The sequence below is a fragment of the Streptomyces sp. NPDC045968 genome (genome assembly GCF_056430475.1).
In genome coordinates this window covers 17,599-43,001 of the sequence record NZ_JBWKLF010000009.1, presented here as the reverse complement: position 1 = coordinate 43,001, position 25,403 = coordinate 17,599, and the positions used below count along the sequence as shown (strand labels likewise).

Below are 25,403 nucleotides of genomic sequence, written 5' to 3'. Positions count from 1 at the left end.
CGGACAGGTGTTTCACCGCACGCCCGTGGGGGAGGTCACTGACACGATGATCGGGTTGCGCAGCCGGGGCTGTGTCTCCTAAGAAGTAGTCGGGTGGATGAGATATGCATCGCGGTGGCGGAGTGGGCGAAGGGACCGACGACCTGGGGCCCGAGCCTGCCCGACGAGGGCGGCACCGGCGCGAGGCCGAGCGCGTACAGGGGACGCAGGCAGGGAACAGCGGAAGTCCCGGAAGCAGGAGCAGTGGCCGCGTGGGGGTGACCTACAAGTACTTCGGGGCCCCCGACGGGGCCACGGCCGCACGCGTGCCCATTTCGATGCGCCCCGAGGAGCTCGGCGGTGACGAGCTGGGCATGGGCGGCATGTTCACCAAGATCAAGCCGGAGACGGTGGCCGCGATGGTCCTCACCGGCATACAGGGCATACCCCTGCACAAGGTCCCCCCGCTGGAACTGGTCGTCCTCCACCCCGACTACGCGGTTGTCAAGCTCCCCATGACGGTCGTCGACCCCCTGCGTGACGTCGGCGAGGAGTCGGTCGGCGCGGCGGCCTTCATCTGGTCCACGGTCCCGGACCGGGGCGGCCCCCGCGACGCGTTCAACGTCTACCAGCTGCTCCACGAGTGGCAGGACTTCTCCTACCGGCTGCATGACGCGGGGCACCAGGCGTACTGCCTGGTGTGGCCGTAGCCGGTCGTCGCGACTCCCCTCTTCCGGCCCCGGCCCACTTGATTCGACATGTGTCAACATAGACATATGTCGAACGAGAAGGCGTTGCCCCTGCTCGAGTCACCGGTCCCCGCGTGCTGCCCGCCTCTGTCGGAGCGCCCGCTGACCGCCGAGGAGTCCGTCCGTACGGCCACGATGTTCAAGGCGCTCGGCGATCCGGTACGGCTGCGCCTGTTCTCGCTGGTGGCGTCCCACGAGGGCGGCGAGGCGTGCGTCTGCGACATCTCCGACGTCGGGGTCTCCCAGCCGACCGTCTCCCACCACCTCAAGAAGCTCAAGGACGCGGGCCTGCTCACCTCCGAACGCCGCGGCACGTGGGTCTACTACCGGGTCGAACCGTCCGTGATCGCCGCCATGGGGCAGTTGCTGGCCCCGAGGGGCTGAAGCGCCACTGTCGGACCCCCGCCCTACAGTTCCCGTAGATCATCAGGCACTTCGGGAGGGGACCCCATGACAGGCGCAGTGACCGCTCGGCCCGTCACCACATTCACCGCGCCCCTGGGCCCGGCCGGAAAGACGGTCGACGCCCCCTCCATACTCCGGTGGCCGACCGGCCGCCGGCTGCTGGTGCAGCGCGGTGACACCGAGGCGGCCGTCGTCGACCTCGACGCCGAAGGCACTCCGCAGACCCGCTTCCCGGCCCCCTGGCCGGGCGCGTTCGGCGCGTTCACCGTCGCCCCGGACACCGGCCTCGCCGTCTTCGCGGGGCTGCACGCGCTGCGCGCGGTCGAGCCCTCGGGCGCGGTGCGCTGGGAGGTCCGGCACGGCTGCTGGGACGGCGGCTGCCGCGTCCTGCACCGCTCGTACGAGGAGTACGCCACCGGAAGCCGCACACATCTGTACGCGGACAGCGGCTCGGCGATGTTCTCCGCGGACGGCTCGGTCGTCTGGGCCCATATCCGCGGTCCGGTCGCCGCCTCGGGGCCGGACCCCGAGGCCGTGGACGAATGGCTGGTCATCGACGCCGCCGACGGCACGGTGCTGGGCCGGGCCGATGCCCGCACGGTGGCCGCGGGATCGGACCACGTACCGCACCCCGACCCGGCCCTCATGGGGCTCAGCGTGGGCGAGGGCCAGGACGGAGCACCCCTCCTCTGGGGCCGGTGGGACGGCCGGGAGCTCTCCGTGGAGCACGTCTGCGAGAGCGAGCGCATCCTGACGTCGGTGAGCCCTTCGGGCAGGCACTTCCTGACGGTGGGCCACGACCAGGACTCGATCGCCCTGCACGAGATGGAGGACGCCACCGTGGTCGCCGAGCTGGACGCCGCGGAGACCCTGCCGCGCCACCCGGACGCCGAGGAGGAGGACGCCGACGCGGGCGAGGTGATGTGGGACTACGTGTGCGGCCACATCACCGAGGAGTGGGCGGTCGCCGGCACGACGGAGCACGACGAGGAGTTCGGCGCGGCCCGGCACTGGCTGGTGCGCACCACGGAGATGGACCCCGCACGGCTCGTCAGCTATCCCACGCCCATATCCGGCGTGCCCTGGGGGCTGGGGGACGGGACCTGGTACACGACGGCGCCGGACGGGGGCGCACTGCATCTCTGGGCGTTGCACCCTCCGCAGCCCTGAGTCCGGCGTACGCCCCCATTCGGCTCTATCCGGCCAGTCATTGGCCGAAGGCCCATCTTCAGCTGACCTGCCGAACATGCCGATGCAAGGGACATCGACACCGGGAGGCCCCTCGTGGACGACGACGTCCTGCTGGCCCTGTCCATCCCCGTGCTGGTCTTCGCGGGTGGCCTCTACGCGGCGTGCGACGGCTGGTGGCGGCGCCGTCACCCGGCGCCGCCCTCCCCGTACGCCCATCAGGCGGCCAGGCTGGCCGAGCGGGCGATGCTGACCGGGGCCGAGGACATCGTCGACGGGGCGTACGAGGTCCTGGCGCCCCTGTACGACCCCCTGGCGTACGCCGAACCGCCTCGTCGCGGGAAAGCCGCCTCATAGGATCGCCCGCATGGCCGGTCCCCGACATGACACCCGCGGCATCGTCGACGCCCCCGACCTGTTCACACACGTCCGCTTCCGCCGCCGCGAGCCCGCGCCGGCCCTGCGGCCGTACCTGGAGCACTACTGGCTGATCGACTGGGATCTGTCCGAGCCGTACGTGTCGTACGTGGTGCCGCACCCGGCGGTGAACCTCGTCTTCCAGCGATTCGAAAGCGGCGACGAGGCGGAACGGGCGGGATTCGCGGAGATCTCCGGCATCGGTCTCGAACTCTTCGCCCAGAAACTGGAGGGGCGGGGACGCGTGTGCGGAGTCCAGTTCCGGCCGGGCGGATTCCGCCCGTTCGCCCCGGACCGGCCGGTCTCGCAGTGGACGGGCCGCCGGATTCCCGCAGCCCGGGTGCTGTCCGCGGAGCCGTCTCCGGCGGCCGTGCTGGACCCGGCGGACGAGGACGCCCGGGTCGCCGCACTCGACCGGTACCTGCTGTCGCTCGACCCCCGGCCCGATCCGCAGGCCGACCGGGCCATGGCCATGGCCGAACGCGTGCGCACGGACCGCTCGTTGCGCCGCGTCGCCGAACTGGCCCGCACCGAGGGCCTGTCCGCGCGCTCCCTCCAACGGCTCTTCTCGACGTACGTGGGCGTCGGCCCCAAGTGGGTCATCCTCCGCTACCGCATCCACGAAGCGCTGGAACGGGCCGAGTCGGACCCGGAGACCGACTGGGCGGCGCTGGCCGCCGACCTCGGCTACAGCGACCAGGCCCACCTGGTCCGGGACTTCACGGCGACCGTGGGCGTACCACCCACGGCCTTCGCCCCGCGCTGACCGGACGGCAGGCGCGCCGGCCCGACCCGCACGCGCGCGGCAACGCCCCCGTTGTCAGTGCCCGGCCCTACAGTTTTCGGCATGGAAAGCGCCGCGTCATCACCGTCCTCGCCCGGCCGGCCCGCCACCCCTGTCCGGATCCTGCCCTGGTCCGAAGACGACCTGGGGCTGCTCCGCCGGGCCAACGCACCCGAGCTGATGGATCATCTCGGCGGTCCCGAGAGCGAAGAGCTGCTGATAACCCGCCACGACCGGTATGTGGCGCTGAGCGCGGACCGGACGGGCCGGGGCCGGATGTTCCGGATCGTCCTGGCCGCCGGCGGCGAGGACGTGGGGACGATCGGCTTCTGGGAGCGCACCTGGCAGGACCAGGAGGTGTACGAGACGGGCTGGGCCGTCCTTCCCGGCTTCCAGGGCCTCGGCATCGCGACAGCGGCGACGGCGGCGGTCGTCGCGGAGGCGCGGGCCGAGCACAAGCACCGCTATCTGCACGCCTACCCGTCCGTGGAGAACGGCGCGTCGAACGCGGTGTGCCGCAAGGCCGGCTTCGTCCTGCTGGGCACCTGCGAGCTCGAGTACCCGCCGGGCAATCCCCTGCTGACGAACGACTGGCGGCTGGATCTGGGCCCCACGGGGAGGTAGATCTTGCGCGATCCTCGATCTAATGGATGAATTCACCAGAACCATTAGCTGACGTCACCGAGGGACGGGGCCCACCGATGTTGCTGGCACACATCAGCGATCTGCATCTCGACGGAACCGACCGGGCGACGGACCGCGCCACCCGAGTGGTGGCCTACCTCAACTCCCTGGCACGGCAGCCGGACGCGGTGCTGGTGACCGGCGACATCGCGGACCACGGCGCCCCCGAGGAGTACGCCGAGGCGGCCCGGCTGCTGGACGCACTCACCGCACCGGCATTCCCCTGTCCGGGAAACCACGACGACCGCGCCGCCTACCGCGAGGTCCTGCTGGGCGACGACCACGCCGGCGGGACGGAGTCCGCCACCGGGCCCGTCAACCGACTGCACCACGTGGCCGGTTACGCGCTCCTGCTCTGCGACTCGACGATCCCCGGCGAGGACGCGGGGCGGTTCGACGACGAGACCCTCGACTGGCTGGCCCGCACCCTGGACGGCCTGGGCGACACCCCGGCACTCCCCGCCTTCCACCACCCGCCGGCCACGGTCCATCACCCGTATCTGGACTCCACCAACCTGACCAACGCGGCGCGCTTCGCCGAACTGCTCGCCGAGCGGCCCGTCGACAACGTCCCGGCGATCCTCACCGGCCACGCGCACACCTCCATGGCGGGCACCTTCGCCGGGCGCCCCCTGCTCGTGGCGCCGGGAGTGATCTCGACACTGCGGCTGCCGTGGGAGAGCGGCGAGGGGCTGGTCGACACCGTCGCGCCTCCCGGGGTCGCCTTCCACGTCCTGGACGAGGGCGTCCGGGGCGCGGGCGGACGCATCACCACGCACTACCGCGTCGTGCCGTAACCCCACGCGCCGCTCCCGCTCCGCGCGGCGCCGGAAAGCTCTCGCTGCCGCCCCCGCGCAGTGGCATCCTGACGAGGTGAACGGACCGGAGATCGACCTCGAAGTAGCACCTGAGCTACGCCTCTTCGTTGCCCACGACCGCCGGGGCGGGCGCACGAGCGTCACCACCGACGGCTCGTCGACGCTCGGCCACGTCGTGGAGTCTCTCGGCGTCCCGCTCACCGAGGCCGGACAGCTGCTCGTCGACGGCCGGCCCGTACCCGTGTCGCACATCCCCGGCGCGGGCGAACTGGTCGAGGTCCGCGCCGTGGAGCGGCCCCAGCGCGTGCCCGGCGCCCCGTTGCGTTTCCTCCTCGACGTCCACCTCGGCACGCTCGCCCGGCGCCTGCGCCTGCTGGGCGTCGACGCCGCCTACGAGAGCGAGGACATCGGCGACCCGGCGCTGGCCACGCTCTCGGCGAGGGAACAGCGGGTGCTGCTCTCCCGGGACCGGGGGCTGCTGCGGCGGCGGGAGATCTGGGCGGGGGCGTACATCTACAGCGACCGCCCGGAGGCCCAGCTCCGCGACGTACTGGGCCGGTTCGCGCCCGTCCTCGCGCCCTGGACACGGTGCACCGCCTGCAACGGGAAGCTGACGGAGGCGGACAAGAGCGCGGTCAGCGCCCAGCTGGAGCACGGCACGCAACAGTCCTACGACGTGTTCGCCCAGTGCGCGGAGTGCGGCCGGGTGTACTGGCGGGGAGCCCACCACTCACACCTGGAAACCATCGTCGCGGACGCCGTCCGCGAATTCGGCGGACTGGGCACCGAGGCTCCGACCGCCCGGACCTGACGCCTGCGCCTGACACCTGACCCCGGGAGCGGCCCCCGTTACGGCCGCTCCGCGGTCAGATAGTGCTGGATCGTCGGCGCGAGCCAGGCCACGACCTCCTCGCGGGACATGGCGGCGGCGGGCTCGATCCGCAGGACGTACCGCGCGAGCGCCATGCCCAGTATCTGCGAGGCGGCGAGCGCGGCGCGGCGCGGGGCATCGGCCGGGTCCGGGCAGACCCCGGCGGCCACGGGGCCGAACTGTCCGGCGAATACCGCCCGCACCCGCTCCGCCCCCGCCTCATTGGTGACGGCCACCCTGAGCAGGGCCGTGAGCACGTCGTCCTGCTCCCAGCGGTCCAGGAAATGGGTGACGAGCACGGCCCCGACGTGCTTGCCCGGCAGCGCCCCGAGCTCCGGAAGGCGCAGGTCGATCGCGGACGCGGCGGCGAACAGCCCCTCCTTGTTGCCGTAGTAGCGCATCACCATCGACGGGTCGATGCCGGCGTCCCGGGCGATGGCCCGGATGGTGGCGCGCTCGTAACCGTCGGCGGCGAACCGCTCGCGCGCGGCTTCGAGGATCGCGGCCTTGGTGGCATCCGAACGGCGAGGGGAGGCGGGGGCCTGCTTCATCATGTCAACAACTGTAGGCCAACACCTGTTGACATGCCAGGCGATGCCGTTCTACGGTTGCCAACAAGCGTTGACCAACACCTGTTGGCACGCGGCTGTCGCCCACCGCCGGTGGGCACTCGGCATCAGGAGGCCGTCATGACCGGCACGCCCCGCACCGAATCCAGCACCGACTCCCGCCCCGGGCCCACTGACGTGATCGTCGTGGGCGCCGGCCCCACCGGCCTGCTGCTGGCGGGTGACCTCGCCGCCCAGGGCCTCTCGGTCACCCTGCTGGAGCGCCGCCCCCGCGAAACCAACAACATGACGCGTGCCTTCGCCGTGCACGCCCGCACACTCGAAGTCCTCGACACCCGGGATCTCGCCGACGAGTTGGTCAAAACGGGCACCCGCCTCACCGGACTGAACCTCTTCGGCGCGCTCGGGCTCGATCTCTCCCGCCTGCGCTCCCGATTCCCGTTCCTCCTGATCACTCCGCAGTACGAGGTGGAACACCTGCTGGAGCGCCGGGCGCGGGCCGCGGGGGTGGACTTCCGGTACGGGACGGAGCTGCTCGGCCTCGACCAGCCCGCAGGACAGGACACGGTCGGCGCACGGACACGGAGCGCCGACGGGACGACCACCACCCTCACCGCCCGCTATCTGGTGGGCACCGACGGAGTGCGCAGCGCCGTGCGCCACGCGCTGGGGCTTCCGTTCCCGGGCAGATCCGTGATCCGCTCCATCGTCCTCGCCGACGTCAGACTCACCGAAGAGCCCTCGACCCTGCTCACCGTCAACGGTGTGGGGGACGCGTTCGCCTTCATCGCCCCCTTCGGCGACGGCTGGTACCGGGTCATGGGCTGGAACCGCGGCCGCCAGGTCGCCGACAGCGAGCCCGTCGAGCTCGACGAGCTGCGCGAGACCGCCCGCCTCGCGCTCGGCACCGACTTCGGTATGCACGACGCCCGTTGGATCTCCCGCTTCCACAGCGACGAACGCCAGGCACCCGCCTACCGCGTGGGCCGGGTCTTCCTGGCCGGGGACGCCGCCCACGTCCACTCCCCGGCGGGCGGACAGGGCATGAACACCGGACTGCAGGACGCCGCCAACCTCTCCTGGAAGCTCGCCACCGTACTGAAAGGCCACTCCGCCGACCCGGAAGCCCTCCTCGACAGCTACCAGGCGGAACGCCACCCGGTCGGCACCCAGGTGCTGCGCAGCAGCGGTGCGATCGTCCGCCTCGCCATGGCCCGCACCCCGCTGCAACGGGGCCTGCGCACGGCCGTAGCCCGCCTGCTGTCCGCCGTGCGGCCGGCCCTCGGACAAGGCGCTCGGCATGATCTCCGGCATCGGCATCTCCTACGGGGCGCCCCGCCACGCACACCGCCTCACGGGCACCCGCGCCCCCGACCTGACCCTCGCGGAAGGCCGGCTCCAAGAGCTCCTGCGCGACGGCACGTTCGTCCTGATCACCCCCGCCGACAGCCCCACCCCCGCGACCTTCGCCCCCCTCGTCCACGCCCACTGGACAGGAGGGCGCGCCACCACCCTGCTCATACGGCCCGACGGATACATCGCCTGGGCGAGCGAACGCCCCGACCCGGAGGGCCTGCGCCACACCCTGACCCGCTGACAGCCACGGCGCGCCGCACACCGCACCTTCAACCCCCGGCCCCGACGGCCCGCCGCACCTTCAGCCCTCGCCCCGACGGCCCGCCATCAGCCCGCCGGCCACCCCGTCAGAAGACGTACGCGTCCCCCGTGGCCGGCACCAGCACCTCGTGCTCGTTGTTCAGGGGCGCACGGTCGGTCACCCCACCGCTCCACATCGTGTCGACCCGGACGACCACCTCGGCGGGCCGCGTTCCGAGGCGCAGATCGAGCGTGGCGCGCCGGGTCTCCCCGTCCGCCGACAGCGGGCCCGTCCGGCACAGCACCGTGCTCCGGCCACCCCAGAGGCAGCCCGGCGGCAATCCCTGACGGCCGGCCAGGGGCGCGGAGAACCTCAGCCGCACCGTCGCGTCCATCACATCCCACGGACCGCTGTTCGCACTCTCCAGCGAGATTCCCAACCGATCACCCCAGAGGGAGACATGCCCGTGATGGGACACATCCGCCTCCGGCACGACACCCCGGGCCACGGCCGGGACCGCGGGCTGGGCCACGGCCGAGGGCCCCGCCCCCCACAGCACGGTCACCGCCGTCGCCGCCGCGGCGGACACCACCAGCAGAGCTCTACGCGTCGCTACCATGCGGCGAACATACCGATTACCCCGAATCATCCCTATTTAATGACCGGTTCGACGCGCCTCGCCCCACCCGCACGGCCCACCCGAGCTCCACGTGAAACGCTCCCCACATGCTCATCGCGCGCTCCATCGCCCTCTTCGTCGTCGCAGCGCTCTTCGAAATCGGCGGAGCCTGGCTCGTCTGGCAAGGAGTACGGGGCAGCGACGCGCACGGAGGGCGGGGCTGGATCTGGATCGGCGCCGGTGTCATCGCCCTCGGCCTGTACGGATTCGTCGCGACACTCCAGCCCGACGGCGAGTTCGGCCGCATCCTCGCGGCGTACGGCGGCGTCTTCGTCGCCGGCTCGATCGCCTGGGGCATGGTCGCCGACGGCTACCGCCCCGACCGCTGGGACGTGACCGGCGCACTGGTCTGCCTGGCCGGCATGGCCTTGATCATGTACGCGCCCCGCGGCCGCTAGTGATCTTCAGGCCTGTCCGGCGCTTGAGGGCAGGACGCGGCCGAAGGTCGCGAAGCCCGGTGAACGCATGCGGTCACCGCACCAGCCACACCGGCACCACTACATCCGCATCCACATCCGCATCCACGTCCCCGGCCGGTGAACCCCCCACCCCACCTGCCTGCCTATCCTTGGCCCGTATCGATCAGCCGTCCGAGGAGATCGCCATGGCCGCCACCCCTATCGCCGTCATCACCGGCGCGAGCAGCGGCATCGGTGCCGCGACCGCCCGGCAGCTCGCCGCCGCCGGTTACCGCGTCGTGCTCACCGCCCGCCGCAAGGACCGCATCGAGGCGCTCGCCGCGGAGATCACCGAGGCGGGTCACGAGGCGACGGCGTACGCCCTGGACGTCACCGACCGCACCGCGGTCGACGAGTTCGCCACGGCCTTCCGCTCCCTCGCGGTCCTCGTCAACAACGCGGGCGGCGCACTCGGCGCCGACCCCGTCGCCACCGGCGACCCCGCGGACTGGCGCCAGATGTACGAGACGAACGTCATCGGCACCCTCAACGTCACCCAGGCCCTGCTGCCCGCCCTCACCGCGAGCGGCGACGGCACCATCGTGATCCTCTCCTCCACCGCGGCCCTCTCCTCGTACGAGGGCGGCGGAGGTTACGTGGCTGCCAAGCACGGCGAACACGTCCTCGCCGAGACCCTCCGCCTGGAGATCGTCGGCACCCCCGTCCGCGTCATCGAGGTCGCCCCCGGCATGGTGAAGACCGAGGAGTTCGCGACCACCCGCTTCCGCGGCGACACGGAGAAGGCCGCCAAGGTGTACGCGGGAGTCGACGCCCCCCTCACCGCCTCCGACGTGGCCGACACGATCACCTGGGCCGTCACCCGCCCCAGCCACGTCAACATCGACCTCCTGGTCGTCCGCCCCCGCGCCCAGGCCTCCAACACCAAGGTCCACCGCACCCTCTGAACGCGAGGGGGCCGCCCGAACCGGCGCCCCCGCGTCAGCCCTTCACACAGATGAACTGCTTCAGCTTGGCGACGACCTCCACGAGGTCGCGCTGCTGGTCCATCACCTGCTCGATCGGCTTGTAGGCCGCGGGAATCTCATCGACGACACCGGAGTCCTTACGGCACTCCACTCCCCGCGTCTGCTCCTCGAGGTCTCGCGTCGTGAAGCGACGCTTCGCCGCGCCTCGGCTCATCCGCCGGCCGGCTCCGTGCGAAGCGGAGTTGAACGCCTTCTCGCTGCCGAGGCCCTTGACGATGTACGAGGACGTGCCCATCGAGCCCGGGATGATCCCGTACTCACCCGAGCCGGCCCGAATGGCACCCTTCCGGGTCACCAGCAGGTCCATTCCGTCGTACCGCTCCTCGGCGACGTAATTGTGATGGCAGCTGATCTCCGGCTCGAAGGCGACTCGCGCCTTCTTGAACTCCTTACGGACCACGTCCTTCAAGAGCCCCATCATGATCGCGCGATTGAGCTTCGCGTACTCCTGCGCCCAGTAGAGGTCGTTCCGGTACGACGCCATCTGCGGGGTGTCCGAGACGAAGACGGCCAGATCCCGGTCGACCAGATCCTGATTGTGCGGGAGCTTCTGGGCGACTCCGATGTGGTGCTCGGCCAGCTCCTTGCCGATGTTCCGGGATCCGGAGTGAAGTGTGAGCCAGACCGAACCCTCCTCGTCGCACAGCAGTTCGACGTAGTGGTTGCCTCCGCCCAGCGTCCCCATCTGCTTCGTGGCACGCTCCTGACGGAACTTGACCGCGTCGGCGATCCCGTCGAACCGTCCCCAGAAGTCGTCCCAGCCCGCCGTCGGGAAGCCGTGCAGCCGCTGCGGCTCCACCATCTCGTCGTGCATCCCCCGGCCCACCGGAATGGCCTGCTCGATCTTCGAGCGCAGCCGCGACAGATCACCCGGCAGATCGTTGGCTGTCAGGGACGTCTTCACCGCCGACATCCCGCAGCCGATGTCCACGCCCACCGCTGCCGGACAGACCGCACCGTGCATGGCGATCACCGAACCGACCGTGGCGCCCTTGCCGTAATGGACGTCCGGCATGACGGCGAGGCCCTTGATCCAGGGAAGCGTGGCGACGTTGCGCAGCTGCCGCATCGCCCCCTCCTCCACCGAGGCCGGATCGGCCCACATGCGAATCGGAACCTGCGCACCCGGCATCTCTACATACGACATAACCCCTCGATTCCCCCGAAAAGACTGAAAGCGCAAAACTGGCGCCAAGATCGGCAAAGAAGTCAGTCGACCGGCGTCCACAGCTGCGCGTGCGATACACATTGTGTCCACCGGCCGCCATCGGGCGGCAACCTGTTTTCGTACAGAACGGAGCCTGGAAGCGTGCGACACATGGCGTATGTACCCGGCGTCGCGCTCCTCGCAGCGCTCGTCGTCGGCTGCAGCGCGGGCTCGGACGGCGATGTCTCCGACGCGGACAGCAAGCCGGGCAGCCCGACGGTCTCGGCCGCGCCGCCCGGCAAGTACCGCACCCTGCCCGAGCCGTGCCGCGCGGTTCCGCGTTCCACCCTCAAGGACCTTCTGCCGGGCGCCACCGAGCTGCCCGAGGACCAGCAGGAGAAGGTGTACGAGGGCACGGCCGCCGTCACCTACGACACCGACCGCAAGGTCGGCTGCCGCTGGAAGTCCGAGTCCCCGGACATGTCCCGGAATCTCGTCATCGACTTCGAGCGTGTCGTGTCGTACGACCCGGCGGTGAGCGACGACCACCGGGCCGGCGAGGTCTACACGAAGAAGGAGACCGCCGCCGATCTGCCGGCCGCCTCCACCCCCGGCGGGGACAAGGAGACGGGCCAGGGCTCGACGTCCGCCACCCCGTCGAAGGGCAAGCCCGCGGACACGGAAGACGCGGGCACCGAAGACGCGGCCACGGAAGGCACCCCCGGCACGGCCGACCCCACCGACACCACGGGCACCCCTGGCACCACCGCCGAGGACCTGGAACCGCGCGTCCTGGACAACCTCGGAGACGCGGCGTTTCTGGACGACGTGCTCACCCGGGCAGGTTCCACCACACAGCACCGCACGGTCAGCGTGGTGTTCCGCACATCGAACGTCATCGTGACCGTCCAGTACACCGAGCAGCCGGCCCTCGTCACCAAGGTCCCCGACAGCAAGGAACTGCAGGAAAAGGCCCGGGCTCTGGCCCGGCAGCTGGCCGAGACACTCAGCGAATAGCCGCCGCCCGACCGCCGGGACCGCGCCCCGACCGCCCTCGCGAGGCCGGTGACCGAGGCGGCATCCGGTCACCGTCCGTCGTACCGTGGCCCTCCGGACCACTCCGCCCGACCGAAGACCCGCACGAGACCGCCGTGCCATCCGAGTGAAGGAACCATGCACCGATCAGCTCCGCGACTGTCCCGCATACTCGTCTGCGCCGCCGTCCCGGTGATGCTCCTCGTCGCCGGCTGTTCGTCGGACGACGGCAAGAAGGACTCGGACGCCTCCGCCTCGGCGAGCGCCAAGCCGACGGCGCCGACCGTCGAGGCGGCGAGGTTCGCCGAGCTTCCCGACCCGTGCAAGGCGCTCGCGAAGAAGACGATCTCGTCCCTGGTGCCCAAGGCCAAGGTCAAGGGCGGCACCCCGGGCAAGTCCAGCGACGTCTCGGCCCGCGCCGGCTGCTCCTGGAACGGTCTGGACGACAACGGCGTCAAGGGCTCGCAGTACCGCTGGCTCGACGTCGGCTTCACCCGCTTCGCCTCGGACCAGTCCCTGGGCAGCGGCGCCAAGCGCGCGACCGAGGACTACACGAAGCAGATCGCCAAGGCCCAGGCCACCGAGGACGCGAAGAAGCTCTCGACCGCGGCCGTCGACGGCATCGGCGAGCAGGCCACCGCGATCACGTACGACCTCACCAAGACGCGTGAGGACTTCGAGTACGCGACGGTCGTCGCACGCACGGGCAACGTCGTCGTCACCCTCACCTACAACGGCGCGGGTTACGCCGGCGCCAAGGCGCCCTCCGCGTCCGACATCCTGAAGGGTGCCGAGAAGGCGGCGAAGGAAGCGGTCGCCTCGGTCGCCGCCGCCAACGCGGCCGCCGACGAGGACACCGACTCCGTCGGCACCAAGACGCCCGCCACAGGCACGTCCTCGGCCAAGCCGGCCTCCAAGGCGCCCTCCAAGTCCTCGACCAGGTCGCCTTCCAAGTCGTCCGCCAAGTCCACCGGCAAGTCCTAGGAACCGGGCACCGGAAACCGTCGGCACACCGTGACGTAGCCCGGCGGAAGCCTCCACTGCCCCGCCCGGAGGCTCGTTCACCAAGCCCGGCTCCCCCTCGGGAGCCGGGCTTTCCCCCTCCCCGCGCAACGCGTGCCCCGCGCATGTGCCAGGCTGTGCCCGCGCCGGACGTCCGAAGTCGGGCGGAGGGCGGCAGCCCAGGAGAGAAGTCGGGGAGGGGATCGCGCGTGGCCGCGATGCAGCTGACACGCACGCACCGGGTACTCATCGGAATCGTCATCGCCGGTGCGGTGCTCATCGCCGCGATCGGGTTCGCCGGCTCGTACGCGGCCGTGCGTGAACTGGCCGTGGAGAAGGGCTTCGGGTCGTTCTCGTACGTCTTCCCGATCGGCATCGACGCGGGCATCTGCGTCCTGCTCGCGCTCGACCTGCTGCTGACGTGGATGCGTATCCCGTTCCCGCTGCTGCGTCAGACCGCCTGGCTGCTGACCGCCGCGACGATCGCCTTCAACGGCGCCGCGGCCTGGCCGGACCCCCTGGGCACGGGCATGCACGCGGTGATCCCGGTCCTGTTCGTCGTCTCCGTCGAAGCCGCCCGCCACGCCGTGGGCCGGATCGCGGACATCACGGCCGACAAGCACATGGAGGGCGTACGCCTCACCCGCTGGCTGCTCTCCCCGATACCCACGTTCAAGCTGTGGCGCCGGATGAAGCTGTGGGAGCTGCGCAGTTACGAGCAGGTCATCAAGCTCGAACAGGACCGCCTGATCTACCAGGCCCGCCTGCAGGCCCGTTACGGCCGCAGCTGGCGGCGCAAGGCGCCCATCGAGTCACTGATGCCGCTGCGCCTGGCGAAGTACGGCGTCCCGCTCGCGGAGACGGCACCGGCCGGACTCGCGGCCGCGGGCATCGAACCGGCCCTGCTGCCGCCGGTCGGCCCGGTCCAGCCCGCCCAGCCCGTCCAGCCCGTCCAGTCGCAGGCCGAACTCCCGTACACCACGCCCCTGGAGCACCAGCAGAGCCAGGAGGGCCAGGAGCAGGAGTACGCACAGGAGCACCAGCAACTCCCGCAGGAGCACCAGCAGCTGCCGCAGGAACAGCAGCAACACGGCCACGACAGCCCCTGGTTCGCGGCCCCGCAGGCGCCCGAGGGCGCGTACGAAGGTGACTACAACCCGACGTACGTCGAGGGTCTTGAGCCCACCCCGGTCATGGTCCCCTCGGGCCCCAGCGGCCGGACCCGCCCCCTCGGTGACGTGGGCACGATCGGTGCGGTCCCCCACCCCCGCAACGGGGAGCCCCAGGCCCAGCAGCCCCATGACCCGCAGCAGTCCGACGAGGACACGGTGGAGTGGGCGCAGGAGGACGCGGAGTTCGCGGAGATCGCGTACGAGGAGTTCGCCGCGTTCGTGCAGCAGAACAACGACTACCCGAGCGTCGAGGCCCTGGACATACACGTCGCGGATGTCCACAACCTCAGGCACCCGCGCAGCGCCGCGCTGATCCGCCGCCTGATGCCGGAGTTCAAGAACCGCTACCACTCGGTCCTCGCGGAGGACCACATCGCGTGAGCCGGCCGCCCGGCACGACGGAGGGCCGTCACCCGGCTCACCGGGTGACGGCCCTCCGCCTCGTCGTGGCCCCTACGCGCCGAGGAGCCTGCGCACCCGGTCCGCCCCGACCGCGAGCAGCAGCGTGGGCAGCCGCGGCCCGGTGTCGCGGCTGACCAGCAGCCGGTACAGCAGTGCGAAGAACGACCGCTGGGCCACCTTCAGCTCCGGCGTCGGCTTGGCGTCCGCCTCCAGCCCGGCCAGCACCTTCGGTACGCCGTAGACGAGCGTGGTCAGCCCGTCGAGCGACCAGTGCGAGTCCAGCCCCTCCAGGAGCAGCCGCAGCGACTCCCGTCCCTGCTCGTCCAGCGAGCCGAGGAGTTCCTTGTCCGGCTCGTCGCGGACGATGGTCCGCGCCTCGGCCGGGACCTGGCTGGTGATCCAGTTCTCGGCGCGGTCGAGACGGGGCCGTGCCTCGTCGAGCGAGGTCAGCGGGTTCTCCGGGTCCAGCTCGCTGAGGATGCGCAGCGTCTGGTCCTCGGCCCCGGCCGTGATGTCGGCGACGGAGGCGAGGGTGCGGTACGGCAGCGGGCGCGGGGTGCTCGGCAGCGCACCGGCGGCCGTGCCGACGGCCCGCGCGTAGGCCGCGGCGTCGGCCGGCAGCACGGAGCCCTCGGCGACCTTGCGCGCCAGCGAGTCCCACTCGTCGTACAGCCGCTGGATCTCCTGGTCGAAGGCGATCTTGAAGGACTGGTTGGGCTTGCGGCGCGCGTACAGCCAGCGCAGCAGCGGCGCTTCCATGATCTTCAGCGCGTCGGCGGGCGTCGGGACGCCGCCCTTGCTGGAGGACATCTTCGCCATGCCGGAGATGCCGACGAACGCGTACATCGGGCCGATCGGCTGCACGCCGTCGAAGATCTCGCGCACGATCTGGCCGCCGACGACGAACGAGGAGCCGGGTGAGGAGTGGTCCACCCCGCTCGGCTCGAAGATCACGCCTTCGAACGCCCAGCGCATCGGCCAGTCGACCTTCCAGACCAGCTTGCCGCGGTTGAACTCGCTCAGCCGGACGGTCTCGGCGAAGCCGCAGGCCGAGCAGGTGTAGTTCAGCTCGGTGCTGTCGTCGTCGTACGAGGTGACGACGGTGAGGTCCTTCTCGCAGTTGCCGCAGTAGGGCTTGTACGGGAAGTAGCCGGCGGTGTTCCCGCTGCCGTCGTCCTCGTCCGCCGCGCCGGAGCCCTCCGCGGCCTCCAGCTCGGCCTCGTCGACCTTCTTCTGCTGCTGGGGCTTCTTGCCGCCCTTGGCCGCCGCGGCCGGGTCCTTCTTCGTCCGGTAGCGGTCGAGGACCGCGTCGATGGCGCCGCGGTGCTTCATGGCGTGCAGGATCTGCTCGCGGTACGTGCCCGCGAGGTACTGCTCGGTCTGGCTGATCGCGTCGTACTCGACACCGAGCTCGTCGAGCGCCCCGGTCATGGCGGCCTTGAAGTGCTCGGCCCAGTTCGGGTACGCGGACCCGGCCGGGGCGGGCACCGAGGTCAGCGGCTTGCCGATGTGCTCGGCCCAGCTCTCGTCCACGCCGGGGACGCCGGCCGGCACCTTGCGGTAGCGGTCGTAGTCGTCCCAGGAGATCAGGTGCCGGACGGTGAGGCCGCGGCGGCGGATCTCGTCGGCGACCAGGTGCGGGGTCATGACCTCGCGGAGGTTGCCGAGGTGGATGGGGCCCGACGGGGACAGACCGGAGGCGACGACGACCGGTTTGCCAGGCGCACGACGCTCCGATTCGGCGATGACATCGTCCGCGAAGCGGGAGACCCAGTCGGTCTCGGTGCTTGTCTGACTCTCGGCCACGGTCGGCACGTCCTTCTCTCGTGTAGATCCCATCGGGGGCACCGCCCATTCTCCCAGGTACGCCCCACAGCGCGAAAACGGCTTTACACCGCGTGGGATACTTGGGCGATCCCTTGTACCCCTACGGAAACGGCAGCCAGCTCATGGCCTCGGTCAATTCCCTCGCTTCCACGCTCCAGCAGCAGCTGGCGGATGCCCTGACGGCAGCACTGCCGGATGCCGGCACCGCGGACCCGCTGCTGCGCCGAAGCGACCGGGCCGACTTCCAGGCCAACGGCATCCTCGCGCTCGCCAAGAAGCTCAAGGGAAACCCGCGTGAGCTCGCGTCCCAGGTCACGGCCGCCCTTCCGGCGGGCGACCTGATCAAGGACATCGAGGTCTCGGGCCCCGGCTTCCTCAACATCACGCTGACCGACAAGGCGATCATCGAGACCCTGGCCGCCCGCGCCACGGACGGCGAGGGCCGCCTCGGCGTACCGCTCGCCGGGAATCCGGGCACGACGGTCATCGACTACGCCCAGCCGAACGTGGCGAAGGAGATGCACGTCGGCCATCTGCGGTCGGCGGTCATCGGCGACGCGATGGTGCAGATCCTGGAGTTCACCGGCGAGAACGTGGTCCGGCGCCACCACATCGGCGACTGGGGCACGCAGTTCGGCATGCTCATCCAGTATCTGATCGAGCACCCGCACGAGCTGGACCACCAGGGCGGCGCCGAGGACGGCGAAGCGGCCATGTCGTCGCTGAACCGCCTCTACAAGGCGTCGCGGGTGCTCTTCGACTCCGACGAGGAGTTCAAGGCCCGCTCCCGGGACCGGGTCGTGGCACTCCAGGCGGGCGACCCCGAGACGCTCACCATGTGGCAGCGCTTCGTCGACGAGTCGAAGATCTACTTCTACTCCGTCTTCAACAAGCTCGACATGGACATCCACGACCCCGACGTCGTCGGCGAGTCCGGCTACAACGACATGCTTGAGGACACCTGCCGGATCCTGGAGGAGACGGGCGTCGCCGTCCGCTCCGAGGGCGCGCTGTGCGTGTTCTTCGACGATGTGAAGGGTCCCGACGGCAACAAGGTTCCGCTGATCGTCAAGAAGACGAACGGCGGCTACGGCTATGCGGCGACCGACCTCTCCGCGATCCGTGACCGGGTGCGGAACCTCAAGGCGGACAGCCTGGTGTACGTCGTGGACGCCCGGCAGTCCCTGCACTTCAAGATGGTCTTCGAGACGGCCCGCCGCGCGGGCTGGCTCAACGAGGACGTGAAGGCGCACCAGCTGGCCTTCGGCACGGTCCTCGGCAAGGACGGCAAGCCGTTCAAGACCCGTGAGGGCGAGACGGTCCGGCTGGTGGACCTGCTGGACGAGGCGATCGACCGGGCGACGGCGGTGGTCCGCGAGAAGGCCGAGAAGGTGGGCCTCAGCGAGGAGGAGATCGTCGAGAACGGCCGGTACGTCGGTATCGGGGCCGTGAAGTACGCGGACCTGTCGACGTCCGCGGTGCGGGACTACAAGTTCGACCTGGACCAGATGGTGTCGCTGAACGGCGACACGTCGGTCTACCTCCAGTACGCGTACGCGCGTATCCGCTCCATCCTGCGCAAGGCCGGCGACGCGAAGCCGGCCGCGCACCCGGAGCTGGAGCTGGCCCCGGCCGAGCGCGCGCTGGGTCTGCACCTGGACCAGTTCGGCGAGGTCCTGTCCGAGGTCGCCGCCGGGTACGAGCCGCACAAGCTCGCCGCGTACCTCTACCAGCTGGCCTCGCACCTCACCACGTTCTACGACCAGTGCCAGGTCCTGAGCGACGAGAATCCGGCAGAGGTCGTCGAGAACCGTCTGTTCCTCGTCGAGCTCACCGCCCGCACGCTCCACCAGGGCATGAAGCTCCTCGGCATCCGGACGCCCGAGCGCCTCTGAGCGTTCACCCGGATTGATGGCGTAAGGGCGAGGCCCCGCACGACACGTGCGGGGCCTCGCCCGTCAACGGGCGGCTACTGGGGCTGGCCCAGCCCCCAGCCGGACACATCGGCCAGCCGGCCGCGCCACAGCGGCATCGACACGGAGTTCACGGCGCCGACGACCAGCGTCGCGTTCCGCAGGTGAATCCACCGGGGCAGCTGGGAGTCGTCCCCGGCCTGGAGTTCCCTGATCCCCTGGTCCACCGTCTCGGGAAACTCGGCGATCAGGTTCGCCGCGTCGCCACCCGCCTGGCGCACGCTCCTCGACCACTCCGCCTTCCACGCCTCGTGGCCGATGATGTCGCCGTACAGCACTCCGCTGGGGACGTTGAGCGTGATCGGCAGGCTCGACCGCAGCTCACGGTCGAGAAGCTGGATCAGCAGCTGAAGCTGGAGGTCGGGGACCGGCTCGGTGATCACCGATGTCGAGTCCTGCGATGTCCCGGCGAACTCGCTCATGGGTATCCCTTCCACACGAGAGCATGACGGCGCACATTTTCGACCGTCACCTGCCCGGCACCGGTACGGACACACCCGGTACGAACACGCCCGCGCCGGTCACACCCGCGCCGGGCCTCTGCGTCAGAGGTACCGGCGTATCGGCACGACCGCGACCTCACGGGCCCGCTGCGCCCATGACCGGCGCTTCCACCGGCCTGGACGGATCAGCTCGCTCTGCCGCAGGTCGTCCTCGAAATGACCGTCCAGCGTGGCGGTGAGCTCCGGGTCCAGCACGGCCAGCATGACTTCTTCGTCGTGGTCGAGCGAGCGCCGGTTGAAGTTGGTCGAGCCGATCAGCGAGGCGACGTTGTCGACCGTCATCACCTTGGCGTGCATCATCGTCGGCTGATACTGGAAGATCTTCACCCCACAGGCGGTGAGTTCCTCGTAGTAGTGCTGTCCGGCGAGCCTGCAGACCCGTTTGTCCGTGTGCGGCCCCGGCAGCAGGATCTCCACCGTGACACCGCGACGCGCGGTCGCGCAGAGCAGTTCGATGAAGTACGCATCGGGCGCGAAGTAGGCGGTGCAGATCCGCACGCGCTCCTCGGCGGACTCCAGCATGACCCGGAACAGGGTCTGCATGTCCTGCCACCCGAAACTGGCCGAACCCCGCACCACCTGGACCACCGCGTCACCTTGCGGCGAGTGTTCGACGAACCGGTCGTCCTTGTCGAAGAGCTCTTCGTGGCACTCGGCCCAGTTCTGCGCGAACGCGGCAGCCAGACCGTCCACGGCGGGGCCGCGCAACCGGACGTGCGTATCGCGCCACTCGTTCTCGTTACGGGCGTCGCCGCACCACTCCTCGGCGATCCCCACGCCGCCCGTGAAGGCCGTCGTCTCGTCGACGACCAGCACCTTCCGGTGGCAGCGGTGGTTCTGCTTGAAAGGCGACAGATGCAGCGGCTTGCGGAACCACGCCACCTCCACCCCGGCCTCGCTCATCATGTCCAGCTGACCCTGCTCTATGAGCCGGCTGCCGAACCCGTCCAGCAGCAGCCGCACCCGCAGGCCGGCGCGGGCACGGCCGGCGAGCGCCTCCGCGAAGTCCCTGGCTATGTCACCGCGCCAGTACACGAACGTCATCATGTCCACGGTGTGCTCGGCGCCACGGATGGCGTCCAGCATCGCGGCGAAGATCGCATCACCGTTACGGAACGGGACCAGCGCGTTGCCTTCGGACGCCGCGATACCGATCAGCCGCTCCAGCCTTCGCCGCAGGCGCAGTATGCGCTCCTCGAAGAGGGGGTCCGGTCTATCACCTGAGCTGCGGGACATCGTTCACCTGGCCGTGGAGGGAATGGAACGCCGACCGACTGTACTCCCGCCCTCTCCCGCCTCCACCGCCACGGTCAGTAGTCCCGCAGGACCCAGGTCTTCTTCTCGGGCCAGTAGTCGTACAGCGGCCGGTCATTCATGCTCATCGTCCGGAACGGCTGCCCGTTGTCGTCGATGCGCATCGTGCCGCTCCGCTCGCCGCTGCTCCACTCCAGCTCCAGATACCAGCGGGCGTCGTACGTCTGGGTGCGGGCGTACACCACCAGGACGACCGGGTCGTTCACGGACGTCTTGAGCGGCAGCGGATTGGCGGCCAGCGTGCGTTCCCCGTTGTCCGTCGGGACCGCCTTGAACAGCGGGCGGGCGGCGTCGAGGTTGACCTCGTACGTGGACACCAGCACGCCGCTCCCGCAGCCCTGCAACATGGAGTACGCCTGCCAGGCGGGTGCCGCCGTGCGGCCCACGACCCGTACGTGCATGTCCTGGAGGACGACGGGCTCCGCCCCCTTTCCCTGCACGACCAGCTCCATGCGCTTCAGCCCGCCCGGTACGGCTCCGAGGGCACCGGCCCAGGCGCCCGCGTCGGGCTCATAGGGCGGCGGCGGCACCCTCTGCGGCTTCCGGTCCAGCATGTAGGTCTGGTCACACTTGTCCTCCCAGGTCTCCGGGCGGATGTTCACGGCGAACGGAACGGGCGTCCTCGCGTCGGCGCCGCCGGACGTCCGCGGCGTCACCTTCCGCGACGGCCCCGCCGGAACGGATGCGGAAGCGGACGCGTCGGTGACCAGGGGCGAGGGACTGCCCGACGCCTTCCCGCCCGCCGTCGCCCTGCCGGACGGCTTCGCCCCTGCGCTCGGGCGGCGTGAAGCGTCCGCGCCCGTTGCCTCCGCCTTGCCCGAGGTGACCCTGTCGCTGCCCTGCGATGAACCCATCCTGCCGAGCACCAGGGTGGTGGGGACGGCGAGCGCCACGACGGCAGCGGCGACGAGCGCGATGCGCAGGGGCCGGTTGCTCCTCCCGGGAGCGCGGACCGGAGCGGACGGAGGACCGGGCTCCGGTACGGGTTCGGGCTCCGGTACGGCTTCGGGTTCGGGCTCCGGTTCGGGTTCGGGCTCCGGTTCCGCTTCGGGCGCGCCGGACACGGCCTCCACCTCTGCGTCCGCCTCCGCCTCCGCCACCGCCCCCGGCACCTTCCGCCTCTTCGCCTCGTCCGCCAGGATCCACTTCCGGTGCAGCGCGACCAGTTCGTCCCCCGACGCACGGCAGACCCGTGCGAACCGTTCGACGGGTGCGTAGTCGTGCGGGACAGCGTCCCCGTTGCAGTACCGGTGGACGGTCGAGGTGCTCATGTGCAGCTTCTGGGCCAACGTCCCGTAGCTGAGTCCGGACCGCTCCTTCAGCCCCCTGAGCAGCGCCGCGAAGTCCTGGATCTCTGTGCCCACCCCGACCGTTCCCCTCTCGTCCCTTCCCGGAACGGCGTTCCAGGCAGGTGCTGTTCGCGCAGGTCAGAGTGCGTGTGAGCGTTCCAGCGTCCCGTGTGGCCCGGCAACCGTTGCGACCGGATTCCGGCCCTGGACAAGATGTGGACACACCGCGGCGTTCCCCGCGACCCGTACATCCCACCCTCACCCGTCCCGGGAGCCGCCGTGCGTACTCGACCTGCCTTCGCCCTGACCGACGTACTCGCCACCGGCGTGCTGATCGCCTGCATCGCGATCGTCACCGCACTCCTCTGACCGCCAGTACACCCGCCCACACCTCAAGGCGCCAAACGGCGCTCCACAGTTACGCCTTCGAACGGGGAGAACCACCACATGCGCAACCTCCGCTTCCGCCGCGCCGCCCGCACCTCCGCCCTGGGCACCGCCGCCCTGATCGCCGCCCTGTCACTGACCGCCTGTCAGGGCGACGGAACGGCAGCGGCCGGCGACACCGCCCCCAAGCCGGCCGGAACGGCGTCCCAGAAGCCGGCGGAGGCCTCAGCCGCACCGGCCCCGGCATCGGACACCGGCAAGGACACGGGCGACGACACGACGAAGGACCCGACCGGTTCAGCCTCCGGAACCGGCAACGCCAAGGATTCCGGTTCAAGCACCGCCCAGCCTGACGCGAAGCAGCCGCAGGGCACCGGTGACAGCCGCCCCGCCACCCTCGCCTGCGACGGCGGGAACACCAAGGTGACGCTCGCCCCCGCGCCCCGCCCCGTCAACCACATGCTGCTCACCGTGACCAACGTCGGCTCGAAGACCTGCAACGCCTACTTCTACCCGTTCCTGAAGTTCGGTGACGCGCAGTCCGCCCCGCAGGCCGTCGAGGCGAGCAAGCCGCAGGCCGTCGTCACCCTCGCCCCCGGCGCGTCCGCCTACGCCGGTGTCATGACCTCCTCCGCGGACGGCAGCGGCACGGGCGGCTACTCCACCAAGGACGTGACCGTCAGCTTCCAGGGCCGCGAAGGCTCCGGCTCCACCGGCCCGTCCACGGACATCACGCTCGGCAAGGACGTGTACGTCGACAGCACCCTGTCCGTCACCTACTGGCAGACCGCCGTGGACGACGCCCTGATGTACTGACCGGTCACGTGGGGCGGGGCTTCGAGAAGGCGCACCAGACGACCTTCCCGGGGTTCCGCTCCCGTACGCCCCACCGGTCGGCCAGCGCGTCGACGAGCAGCAGCCCACGCCCCGACTCCCCGTCCGGCTCCCGCACCCCCGGCTCACCGTCGCCGCTGTCGTGGACCTCGATCCGCAGGACCCGGCCCTCCTCCCGCAGCAGCAACCGCACTTGGTAACCGCGCCCCGGCGGCACCCCGTGCACCAGCGCGTTGGTCGCCAGTTCGCTCACACAGAGCAGTACGTCGTCCAGCCGCGCCCCGAACCCCCAGTCGGCGGCCCCCGCGCGGACGAACTCCCGCGCGGCGGGGACCGATCGGCGCTCGCGCCGGTAGAACCGCTCACGCAGCAGCGTGAGGTGCATCGTCTCGTTCATGGGACGAGAGTCACACTCCGTGACTAACGTGGAGCAGTACGTGCACCCGTACAGATTTCTTGTACGGGCCGCACGGGCGTGAAGTACGGACGAGGGTGGGGAGTGGGGACCGTATGCACCCCAGGAAACGGCAGCGCAAGAACGCGTCGGCGATGAAGCTCGTGGGCAAACTGGTCGGCGTGTTCCGCACCGCGGCCGGCCTGACCCAGGCCCAACTGGCGGACCGGGTCCGCCTCCAGGCGGAGACGATCGCCTCGATCGAGCAGGGCAGACGCGCACTCCTGCCCGATCTGGCCCGCCAGCTGGACCGGCTGCTGGAGACGAAGGGGGCGCTGGAGACGGCGGTGGAGAACATGCCGGAGGTCGATCTGATCCCGGCGTGGGCGGAGCAGTACATGGACCTGGAGCAGGCGGCACTCGCCCTCTGCTTCTTCGCGAATCAGGTTCTGCCCGGGCTGCTTCAGACCGAGAGCTATGCCCGAGCCGTATTCGACAGCCGAGTCCCCACCTTCAGCAGGGAAGAGATCGACGTTCATGTCTCCAAGCGCCTGAAACGTCAGGACATTTTGCGCCGCGAAGTACCCCCGACCACCAGCTTCGTCATTTCCGAGGCCATTCTGCGAGACCGCCTCGGGGGCAACGAGGTATACCGGGAGACCTTGCACCATCTTCGCGGCTGCGCCGATCTGCCGGGCATCACCCTCCAGGTCATGCCACCGGGCAGGCGGACTCACGCAGGGCTCGACGGGCCGTTCATTCTGGTGGAGACGCCGGACTTTCAGCGCATTGCCTACACCGAAACCCAGCGCGGCAGCCAACTCATTTCCGACCCCGACGAGATCAGCATCCTCGCGCAGAGGTATGCGATGCTGCGTACGCAGGCCCTCAACACCGAGGAGACGAGGGACCTGTTGGACGAGCTGCTAGGAGAGCAATGAGCACCGCACTTGAGTGGTTCAAGTCGAGCTACAGCGGCAGCGACGGCGGAGAGTGCCTCGAAGTCGCCTACACCTGGCGCAAGTCGAGCTACAGCGGCAGCGAAGGCGGGGCCTGCGTAGAAATCGCAGCCCACCCCACCGCCATCCACGTCCGGGACTCCAAGAACCCCGACGGCCCCACCCTCACCATCGCGCCCACCACCTGGGCTGCCTTCGCCGGCTTCGCCTCCGACCAGCGACCCGCCTGAGCCCCACGGGAGAACAACCACCACCATGGCTGTCATACACCGCACCACACTGACGCCCACCAAGCTGGAACTCCTCGCCTCCTGGCTGCCCGCGCAGCCCTGGTACGTCGGCAAGGGACAGCAGCCCGAGCTGGCCAGGACCGGCGGGTTCCGGCTGGACGACCCGGAGGGGGAGGTGGGGATCGAGTTCATGGTGGTCACCGACACCTCGGGGGACCAACCGGTCACGTATCAGGTGCCGTTCAGCTATCGCGGCGCGCCGGTCGTGGGCGGCGACGAGGCGCTCATCGGTACGACCGAGCACGGGGTGCTGGGGCAGCGATGGGTGTACGACGGGGCGCGTGACCCGGTGCTCGTCGCCCAGCTGTTCGCGCTGATCACCGGCGAGACCGAACCGCAGATGCAGAGCACGAGCGACACCCCCGACCCGTCCGTCGCCGTGTGGCTCGCGGAGGCAGTCCCCACCGGGGCGCTCGCCTCCACGACCGTGACCGACGACCCGGAGGGCACGGACCTCCTCGTGGAGACCGCGATCGACGGGCGTCGGCTGGCGATCCACATCAACCGCGTCCTCCAGCCCGGCCAGGACCCCGAGGGGCAGGCACTGGGCCACGTCACCGCAGACGCACCGCTGCCGGACGGAACCAAGGCCCGCACGGTGTTCGCCCTCGTTCAGCACGCCGCATGAGCTGCCGCCGAGTACGACAGCTCATGCGGCGTCCACGAAGGGCGAGCTGACTCGTACGCATGC

Annotated in this window: 26 protein-coding genes and 1 pseudogene; 19 read left to right on the top strand and 8 right to left on the bottom strand. The window is 70.3% G+C overall.

From position 1 onward, the window contains the following. The first annotated feature begins 104 nt into the window (after positions 1 to 104). The 8 genes from AC07FA_RS25000 to AC07FA_RS24965 all read left to right on the top strand — a co-directional run bounded on the left by AC07FA_RS25000 (position 105) and on the right by AC07FA_RS24965 (position 5,835). Complete coding sequence (locus AC07FA_RS25000; RefSeq protein ID WP_479078355.1) at positions 105 to 689, top strand: hypothetical protein; 585 nt, start codon at positions 105 to 107, stop codon at positions 687 to 689. A gap of 66 nt (positions 690 to 755) precedes the next feature. Further along, a complete protein-coding gene (locus tag AC07FA_RS24995; protein ID WP_479078353.1) occupies positions 756 to 1,112 on the top strand; it encodes an ArsR/SmtB family transcription factor in 357 nt (118 codons plus the stop codon). A 66-nt stretch (positions 1,113 to 1,178) separates the two neighbouring features. Next, positions 1,179 to 2,303 carry a hypothetical protein gene (locus tag AC07FA_RS24990; RefSeq protein WP_479078352.1) on the top strand — a complete coding sequence of 375 codons (1,125 nt, stop codon included), beginning with the start codon at positions 1,179 to 1,181 and terminating at the stop codon, positions 2,301 to 2,303. Positions 2,304 to 2,417: 114 nt separating this feature from the next. Continuing rightward, the gene (locus AC07FA_RS24985) at positions 2,418 to 2,678 is read left to right on the top strand and encodes a hypothetical protein (protein ID WP_479078350.1); all 261 of its coding nucleotides are present in this window, start codon (positions 2,418 to 2,420) and stop codon (positions 2,676 to 2,678) included. A gap of 10 nt (positions 2,679 to 2,688) precedes the next feature. Further along, a complete protein-coding gene (locus AC07FA_RS24980; protein WP_479078348.1) occupies positions 2,689 to 3,504 on the top strand; it encodes a DUF6597 domain-containing transcriptional factor in 816 nt (271 codons plus the stop codon). 81 nt (positions 3,505 to 3,585) lie between these two features. Further along, positions 3,586 to 4,146, top strand: coding sequence for a GNAT family N-acetyltransferase (locus AC07FA_RS24975; RefSeq protein ID WP_479078346.1), 561 nt, complete (start codon positions 3,586 to 3,588; stop codon positions 4,144 to 4,146). Between the two features lie 77 nt (positions 4,147 to 4,223). Continuing rightward, positions 4,224 to 5,003: a phosphodiesterase gene (locus tag AC07FA_RS24970; protein WP_479078344.1), complete on the top strand. Its 780-nt coding sequence runs from the start codon at positions 4,224 to 4,226 to the stop codon at positions 5,001 to 5,003. Between the two features lie 76 nt (positions 5,004 to 5,079). Beyond that, a complete protein-coding gene (locus AC07FA_RS24965; protein ID WP_479078342.1) occupies positions 5,080 to 5,835 on the top strand; it encodes a Mut7-C RNAse domain-containing protein in 756 nt (251 codons plus the stop codon). A gap of 38 nt (positions 5,836 to 5,873) precedes the next feature. Here the strand turns inward: AC07FA_RS24965 and AC07FA_RS24960 are convergent, their stop codons facing one another. Next, a complete protein-coding gene (locus AC07FA_RS24960) occupies positions 5,874 to 6,449 on the bottom strand; it encodes a TetR/AcrR family transcriptional regulator (protein WP_479078340.1) in 576 nt (191 codons plus the stop codon). A gap of 108 nt (positions 6,450 to 6,557) precedes the next feature. Here AC07FA_RS24960 and AC07FA_RS24955 point away from each other — a divergent pair. Further along, positions 6,558 to 8,061: pseudogene (locus AC07FA_RS24955) on the top strand (FAD-dependent oxidoreductase). Positions 8,062 to 8,167: 106 nt separating this feature from the next. Here the strand turns inward: AC07FA_RS24955 and AC07FA_RS24950 are convergent. After that, positions 8,168 to 8,680: a hypothetical protein gene (locus AC07FA_RS24950; RefSeq protein ID WP_479078338.1), complete on the bottom strand. Its 513-nt coding sequence runs from the start codon at positions 8,678 to 8,680 to the stop codon at positions 8,168 to 8,170. 107 nt (positions 8,681 to 8,787) lie between these two features. Between AC07FA_RS24950 and AC07FA_RS24945 the strand changes: the two genes are divergently transcribed. Both AC07FA_RS24945 and AC07FA_RS24940 read left to right on the top strand, forming a co-directional pair. Further along, entirely contained in the window at positions 8,788 to 9,138 is a 351-nt protein-coding gene (locus AC07FA_RS24945; protein WP_479078336.1) for a YnfA family protein, read from the top strand. A 206-nt stretch (positions 9,139 to 9,344) separates the two neighbouring features. After that, positions 9,345 to 10,103 carry an SDR family NAD(P)-dependent oxidoreductase gene (locus tag AC07FA_RS24940; protein WP_479078335.1) on the top strand — a complete coding sequence of 253 codons (759 nt, stop codon included), beginning with the start codon at positions 9,345 to 9,347 and terminating at the stop codon, positions 10,101 to 10,103. 34 nt (positions 10,104 to 10,137) lie between these two features. Here AC07FA_RS24940 and AC07FA_RS24935 read toward each other — a convergent pair whose 3' ends face one another. Next, positions 10,138 to 11,331 (bottom strand): RtcB family protein, encoded by a 1,194-nt coding sequence (locus tag AC07FA_RS24935; protein ID WP_479078334.1) that lies wholly within the window; start codon positions 11,329 to 11,331, stop codon positions 10,138 to 10,140. Positions 11,332 to 11,502: 171 nt separating this feature from the next. On the opposite strand from AC07FA_RS24935, the gene AC07FA_RS24930 reads away from it, so the two are divergent. From AC07FA_RS24930 to AC07FA_RS24920, 3 genes are all read left to right on the top strand, one after another. Beyond that, positions 11,503 to 12,348, top strand: a complete 846-nt coding sequence (locus tag AC07FA_RS24930) for a DUF3558 domain-containing protein (protein WP_479078332.1) — start codon at positions 11,503 to 11,505, stop codon at positions 12,346 to 12,348. A gap of 156 nt (positions 12,349 to 12,504) precedes the next feature. Continuing rightward, complete coding sequence (locus tag AC07FA_RS24925) at positions 12,505 to 13,350, top strand: DUF3558 family protein (RefSeq protein ID WP_479078331.1); 846 nt, start codon at positions 12,505 to 12,507, stop codon at positions 13,348 to 13,350. 236 nt (positions 13,351 to 13,586) lie between these two features. Beyond that, positions 13,587 to 14,921 carry a DUF2637 domain-containing protein gene (locus tag AC07FA_RS24920; protein ID WP_479078778.1) on the top strand — a complete coding sequence of 445 codons (1,335 nt, stop codon included), beginning with the start codon at positions 13,587 to 13,589 and terminating at the stop codon, positions 14,919 to 14,921. A gap of 72 nt (positions 14,922 to 14,993) precedes the next feature. Here AC07FA_RS24920 and lysS read toward each other — a convergent pair whose 3' ends face one another. Continuing rightward, positions 14,994 to 16,757 carry a lysine--tRNA ligase gene (gene lysS, locus AC07FA_RS24915; protein ID WP_479078776.1) on the bottom strand — a complete coding sequence of 588 codons (1,764 nt, stop codon included), beginning with the start codon at positions 16,755 to 16,757 and terminating at the stop codon, positions 14,994 to 14,996. 134 nt (positions 16,758 to 16,891) lie between these two features. Between lysS and argS the strand changes: the two genes are divergently transcribed. Further along, positions 16,892 to 18,664 (top strand): arginine--tRNA ligase, encoded by a 1,773-nt coding sequence (gene argS / locus AC07FA_RS24910; protein ID WP_479078774.1) that lies wholly within the window; start codon positions 16,892 to 16,894, stop codon positions 18,662 to 18,664. Positions 18,665 to 18,738: 74 nt separating this feature from the next. Here argS and AC07FA_RS24905 read toward each other — a convergent pair whose 3' ends face one another. From AC07FA_RS24905 to AC07FA_RS24895, 3 genes are all read right to left on the bottom strand, one after another. Beyond that, positions 18,739 to 19,164 (bottom strand): hypothetical protein, encoded by a 426-nt coding sequence (locus tag AC07FA_RS24905; protein ID WP_479078329.1) that lies wholly within the window; start codon positions 19,162 to 19,164, stop codon positions 18,739 to 18,741. 123 nt (positions 19,165 to 19,287) lie between these two features. After that, on the bottom strand, positions 19,288 to 20,481 hold the full coding sequence (locus AC07FA_RS24900; RefSeq protein WP_479078328.1) for a phospholipase D-like domain-containing protein: 1,194 nt from the start codon (positions 20,479 to 20,481) through the stop codon (positions 19,288 to 19,290). Positions 20,482 to 20,555: 74 nt separating this feature from the next. Further along, on the bottom strand, positions 20,556 to 21,923 hold the full coding sequence (locus tag AC07FA_RS24895) for a helix-turn-helix domain-containing protein (RefSeq protein ID WP_479078326.1): 1,368 nt from the start codon (positions 21,921 to 21,923) through the stop codon (positions 20,556 to 20,558). A 372-nt stretch (positions 21,924 to 22,295) separates the two neighbouring features. On the opposite strand from AC07FA_RS24895, the gene AC07FA_RS24890 reads away from it, so the two are divergent. Beyond that, a complete protein-coding gene (locus AC07FA_RS24890; RefSeq protein ID WP_479078325.1) occupies positions 22,296 to 23,051 on the top strand; it encodes a DUF4232 domain-containing protein in 756 nt (251 codons plus the stop codon). Positions 23,052 to 23,055: 4 nt separating this feature from the next. On the opposite strand, the gene AC07FA_RS24885 is transcribed toward AC07FA_RS24890, so the two are convergent. Next, positions 23,056 to 23,466 carry an ATP-binding protein gene (locus AC07FA_RS24885; RefSeq protein WP_479078323.1) on the bottom strand — a complete coding sequence of 137 codons (411 nt, stop codon included), beginning with the start codon at positions 23,464 to 23,466 and terminating at the stop codon, positions 23,056 to 23,058. Positions 23,467 to 23,579: 113 nt separating this feature from the next. Between AC07FA_RS24885 and AC07FA_RS24880 the strand changes: the two genes are divergently transcribed. From AC07FA_RS24880 to AC07FA_RS24870, 3 genes are read left to right on the top strand one after another with little or no spacing between them, the layout of a single operon-like run. Continuing rightward, positions 23,580 to 24,404: a helix-turn-helix domain-containing protein gene (locus tag AC07FA_RS24880; protein WP_479078321.1), complete on the top strand. Its 825-nt coding sequence runs from the start codon at positions 23,580 to 23,582 to the stop codon at positions 24,402 to 24,404. After that, positions 24,401 to 24,652, top strand: coding sequence for a DUF397 domain-containing protein (locus AC07FA_RS24875; protein WP_479078320.1), 252 nt, complete (start codon positions 24,401 to 24,403; stop codon positions 24,650 to 24,652). The genes AC07FA_RS24880 and AC07FA_RS24875 overlap by 4 nt, the downstream gene beginning before the upstream one ends. A gap of 25 nt (positions 24,653 to 24,677) precedes the next feature. Beyond that, positions 24,678 to 25,340, top strand: a complete 663-nt coding sequence (locus AC07FA_RS24870; protein WP_479078318.1) for a maltokinase N-terminal cap-like domain-containing protein — start codon at positions 24,678 to 24,680, stop codon at positions 25,338 to 25,340. Positions 25,341 to 25,403 lie beyond the last annotated feature (63 nt).

Excerpts from the sequence above, each read along its gene's own strand:
- AC07FA_RS25000 (WP_479078355.1), top strand. The coding sequence starts at position 105 with ATGCATCGCGGTGGCGGAGTGGGCGAAGGGACCGACGACCTGGGGCCC.
- AC07FA_RS24995 (WP_479078353.1), top strand. The coding sequence starts at position 756 with ATGTCGAACGAGAAGGCGTTGCCCCTGCTCGAGTCACCGGTCCCCGCG.
- AC07FA_RS24990 (WP_479078352.1), top strand. The coding sequence starts at position 1,179 with ATGACAGGCGCAGTGACCGCTCGGCCCGTCACCACATTCACCGCGCCC.
- AC07FA_RS24980 (WP_479078348.1), top strand. The coding sequence starts at position 2,689 with ATGGCCGGTCCCCGACATGACACCCGCGGCATCGTCGACGCCCCCGAC.
- AC07FA_RS24975 (WP_479078346.1), top strand. The coding sequence starts at position 3,586 with ATGGAAAGCGCCGCGTCATCACCGTCCTCGCCCGGCCGGCCCGCCACC.
- AC07FA_RS24970 (WP_479078344.1), top strand. The coding sequence starts at position 4,224 with ATGTTGCTGGCACACATCAGCGATCTGCATCTCGACGGAACCGACCGG.
- AC07FA_RS24960 (WP_479078340.1), bottom strand. The coding sequence starts at position 6,449 with ATGATGAAGCAGGCCCCCGCCTCCCCTCGCCGTTCGGATGCCACCAAG.
- AC07FA_RS24950 (WP_479078338.1), bottom strand. The coding sequence starts at position 8,680 with ATGGTAGCGACGCGTAGAGCTCTGCTGGTGGTGTCCGCCGCGGCGGCG.
- AC07FA_RS24945 (WP_479078336.1), top strand. The coding sequence starts at position 8,788 with ATGCTCATCGCGCGCTCCATCGCCCTCTTCGTCGTCGCAGCGCTCTTC.
- AC07FA_RS24940 (WP_479078335.1), top strand. The coding sequence starts at position 9,345 with ATGGCCGCCACCCCTATCGCCGTCATCACCGGCGCGAGCAGCGGCATC.
- AC07FA_RS24935 (WP_479078334.1), bottom strand. The coding sequence starts at position 11,331 with ATGTCGTATGTAGAGATGCCGGGTGCGCAGGTTCCGATTCGCATGTGG.
- AC07FA_RS24930 (WP_479078332.1), top strand. The coding sequence starts at position 11,503 with ATGGCGTATGTACCCGGCGTCGCGCTCCTCGCAGCGCTCGTCGTCGGC.
- AC07FA_RS24925 (WP_479078331.1), top strand. The coding sequence starts at position 12,505 with ATGCACCGATCAGCTCCGCGACTGTCCCGCATACTCGTCTGCGCCGCC.
- AC07FA_RS24920 (WP_479078778.1), top strand. The coding sequence starts at position 13,587 with ATGCAGCTGACACGCACGCACCGGGTACTCATCGGAATCGTCATCGCC.
- argS (WP_479078774.1), top strand. The coding sequence starts at position 16,892 with ATGGCCTCGGTCAATTCCCTCGCTTCCACGCTCCAGCAGCAGCTGGCG.
- AC07FA_RS24905 (WP_479078329.1), bottom strand. The coding sequence starts at position 19,164 with ATGAGCGAGTTCGCCGGGACATCGCAGGACTCGACATCGGTGATCACC.
- AC07FA_RS24900 (WP_479078328.1), bottom strand. The coding sequence starts at position 20,481 with ATGTCCCGCAGCTCAGGTGATAGACCGGACCCCCTCTTCGAGGAGCGC.
- AC07FA_RS24890 (WP_479078325.1), top strand. The coding sequence starts at position 22,296 with ATGCGCAACCTCCGCTTCCGCCGCGCCGCCCGCACCTCCGCCCTGGGC.
- AC07FA_RS24885 (WP_479078323.1), bottom strand. The coding sequence starts at position 23,466 with ATGAACGAGACGATGCACCTCACGCTGCTGCGTGAGCGGTTCTACCGG.
- AC07FA_RS24880 (WP_479078321.1), top strand. The coding sequence starts at position 23,580 with ATGCACCCCAGGAAACGGCAGCGCAAGAACGCGTCGGCGATGAAGCTC.
- AC07FA_RS24875 (WP_479078320.1), top strand. The coding sequence starts at position 24,401 with ATGAGCACCGCACTTGAGTGGTTCAAGTCGAGCTACAGCGGCAGCGAC.
- AC07FA_RS24870 (WP_479078318.1), top strand. The coding sequence starts at position 24,678 with ATGGCTGTCATACACCGCACCACACTGACGCCCACCAAGCTGGAACTC.